This is a genomic window from Curtobacterium sp. UCD-KPL2560, assembly GCF_001705035.1.
Classification (GTDB): Bacteria; Actinomycetota; Actinomycetes; order Actinomycetales; family Microbacteriaceae; genus Curtobacterium.
Genome location: NZ_MCIG01000136.1, coordinates 1 through 2,806, shown reverse-complemented (window position 1 = coordinate 2,806; position 2,806 = coordinate 1). Strand labels below are relative to the sequence as shown.

2 protein-coding genes and 1 pseudogene are annotated in these 2,806 nt (G+C 74.2%); 1 reads left to right on the top strand and 2 read right to left on the bottom strand.

Annotated features, from left to right (window positions below; translation table 11 throughout):
* Both BEP24_RS16095 and BEP24_RS16090 read right to left on the bottom strand, forming a co-directional pair.
* A partial coding sequence (locus BEP24_RS16095; protein ID WP_065965175.1) for an MFS transporter occupies positions 1 to 1,389 on the bottom strand: 1,389 nt, incomplete at its 3' end.
* 234 nt (positions 1,390 to 1,623) lie between these two features.
* Positions 1,624 to 2,673, bottom strand: a complete 1,050-nt coding sequence (locus tag BEP24_RS16090) for an NAD(P)-dependent alcohol dehydrogenase (protein ID WP_065965173.1) — start codon at positions 2,671 to 2,673, stop codon at positions 1,624 to 1,626.
* Positions 2,674 to 2,681: 8 nt separating this feature from the next.
* Here BEP24_RS16090 and BEP24_RS16745 point away from each other — a divergent pair.
* Positions 2,682 to 2,806, top strand: a pseudogene (locus BEP24_RS16745) (alcohol dehydrogenase catalytic domain-containing protein); the annotation flags it as partial.

Genomic DNA, 2,806 nt, shown 5'->3' with positions numbered 1-2,806 from the left:
AAGGTGCTGCACCGCCTCCGCCGGCTCCCGCCGCACGAAGGCCATCAGCACGAGCCCCGCGACGAGCACCACGACGATGCCGAGGATCCCGAAGCGCGTCGACCCGGTCACGCTCACCGCGACGCCGAACAGCGCCGGCGCCAGGAACGACGCCGCCCGCCCGGTGGTCGCGTACAGGCCGAACAACTCCCCCTCGCGCCCCGGCGTCGCGAGCCGCGCCAGGTACGCCCGGGACGACGACTGCACCGGTCCGACGAACACGCACAGCGCCAGGCCGAGCACCCAGAACGCGTTCTGCGCCGACCCCGCGAACAGCACCGCGGTGCCGCACACGACGAGGCCGACGAGCGACACGGAGATGATCGCCCGCGACCCGAACCGGTCGTCGAGCCGCCCGGACACGAAGGTCGCGATGCCGGCCACGACGTTGGCGACGATGGCGAACAGGATCACCTCGGACGCGCTGAACCCGAAGACCTGCGCGGCGATGATGCCGCCGAACGTGAAGACCGCGCCGACGCCGTCACGGAACACGGCACTCGCGACCAGGAACGCGAGCACGTTGCGCCGCTCGCGCCAGAGCCGGGCGACGTGCCGGCCCAGGTCCCGGTAGGCGGACAGCAGCCCGCCGCTGGTGGTCTGGTCACGCGCGGCCTCGGGCACCGTGACGAACAGCGGCACGGAGCTGACCGCCAGCCACACGGCCGCGATGCCGATCGCGACGCGCACGTCCCACTGCCCGGTCGCGACGGTCGCGGGCAGCTGCAGGAGTCCGGCCACCCCGGGCGTGCCGAAGTCCTGGATGCACAGGACGAGCAGCACCACGAGCAGCACGATCCCGCCGAAGTACCCCGCGGCCCAGCCGATCGCCGACACCCGGCCGGTCTTCGCCCCGGCCGCGACCTGGCCGAGCATGGCGTTGTAGCCGACGGTCGCGATCTCGTAGGCGACGGTCCCGATGCCGAGCAGCGCCGCACCGAGCACGAGGTACGGCTGGCTCGGCGCGACGAAGACCATCGCCCCGATGGACAGCGCGATGCCGATGGTCGCGATGAGCACCGACCGGCGCCGGTGTCCGGAGGAGTCGGCGAGCCGTCCCACCGCGGGCGCGACGAGCGCGACGACGATGCCCGCGAGCGTCAGGGCGGTCGAGACGGTCGCCGCGTTGTGCGCGAGCTCCCGCTCGACGGCCCGGGTCGCGGCGGCGGACCCGTCCTCGGCGGCGACGAGTCGCGGGTCGACGAAGGCGCGGCTCGCCAGGTACGTGCTGAACACGAAGGTCGTGACGACGGCGTTGAACGCCGCGGACCCCCAGTCCCAGAGCGCCCAGGACACGAGGGCACGTCGGTCGGTGCGCTGCGGCACTGCCGCCGCCGGTGTCGCGGTCATGCGCGAACCGTAGCGCGTCGCGGTGTCGCTCCGGTGCCCCCGGTCCGGGTGCGGCGGCAGGTGCGGTCGCCGGGCGCGACCGCGGGACGGACGGGAGGCGCGGGTCGGGCCCGCGCCGCGCCTCCCGTCCGTCCCGTGGTGGCGGACGGGAGGCGCGGGTCGGGCCCGCCACGGGCCTCCCGTCCGTCCCGCGGGTGACGACGCGACGGCCGCGGGTCGCGTCGCGGACGCGGGTCACGAGGCGGTGGGGACGCCGTTCGGGTAGACGACCGACTTGAGCGATGCCGGGTCGGTGTCGCTCTCGAGGGCCTCGCGGACGTCGTCGAGGCCGAAGCGTCCCGTGACGAGCGCGTCGAGGTCGACCTGCCCCGAGGCGACCAGGTCGATCGCCACCGGCCACGTGTTCGTGTACCGGAAGATCGCGGTGACCGTGACCTCGAGGTTCTGGATGTGCTCGACGGGCAGCACCATCTCGGAGTTGCCGAGCCCGACCAGGACCGCCGCTCCCGCCGGGCCGACCGCCTTGATGCCGTCGGACACCGCGCGCGGCGCACCGCTGGCGTCGATGAAGGCGTCGACCGGCACGATGTCCGCCGTGACGTCCACCGCGACGGGGTCGACGACCTCGGTCGCGCCGAAGGACAGCGCGCGCTCGCGGCGCTCGGGCACGAGGTCGCTGACGACGACCCGGGTGGCGCCGAACGCGCGGGCGACCTGCGCGCAGATGATGCCGATCGGACCGGCTCCGGCGATGAGGACGCTCGAACCGGGGACGATGCCGGCCTTGCGCGCTGCGGCGATGCCGACGGACAGCGGCTCGAGGAGCGCGCCGGCCTCGAAGGACACGGCGTCGGGCAGCGTGTGGGCGAACTCGGCCTCGATCGTGACGAACTCGGCGAAGGCGCCGTCGACCGGCGGCGTCGCGTAGAAGCGCATGTGCGGGCAGAGGTTGTAGCGGCCGGCCAGGCACTGCGCGCAGCGGTGGCAGGGACGCTGCGGTTCGATCGCGACACGCTCCCCGACGCGGGCGGGGTCGACGCCCTCGCCGACGGCGGCGATCGTGCCGGACAGCTCGTGCCCGAGGACGAGGGGCTCCTCGACGACGAAGTCGCCGATGCGGCCGTGCCGGTAGTAGTGCACGTCGGAGCCGCAGACGCCGACCGCGGCGACGCGGACGAGCACGTCGCCCGGGTCGACCGCGGGGACCGGGCGGTCCTCGACGGTGAGGTCCTGCGTGCCGAGCAGCACGCTGACGCGCTGGTGGGTCTGGTCGGGGGTGGTCATGCGGATCTCGCTTCCTCGACCGCGTCGYCGCGGTCGGCGTCTGCGGCTCCGACGTGCACTACTACCGGCACGGCCGCATCGGCGACTTCGTCGTCGAGGAGCCCCTCGTCCTCGGGCACGAGCTGTCCGGCAC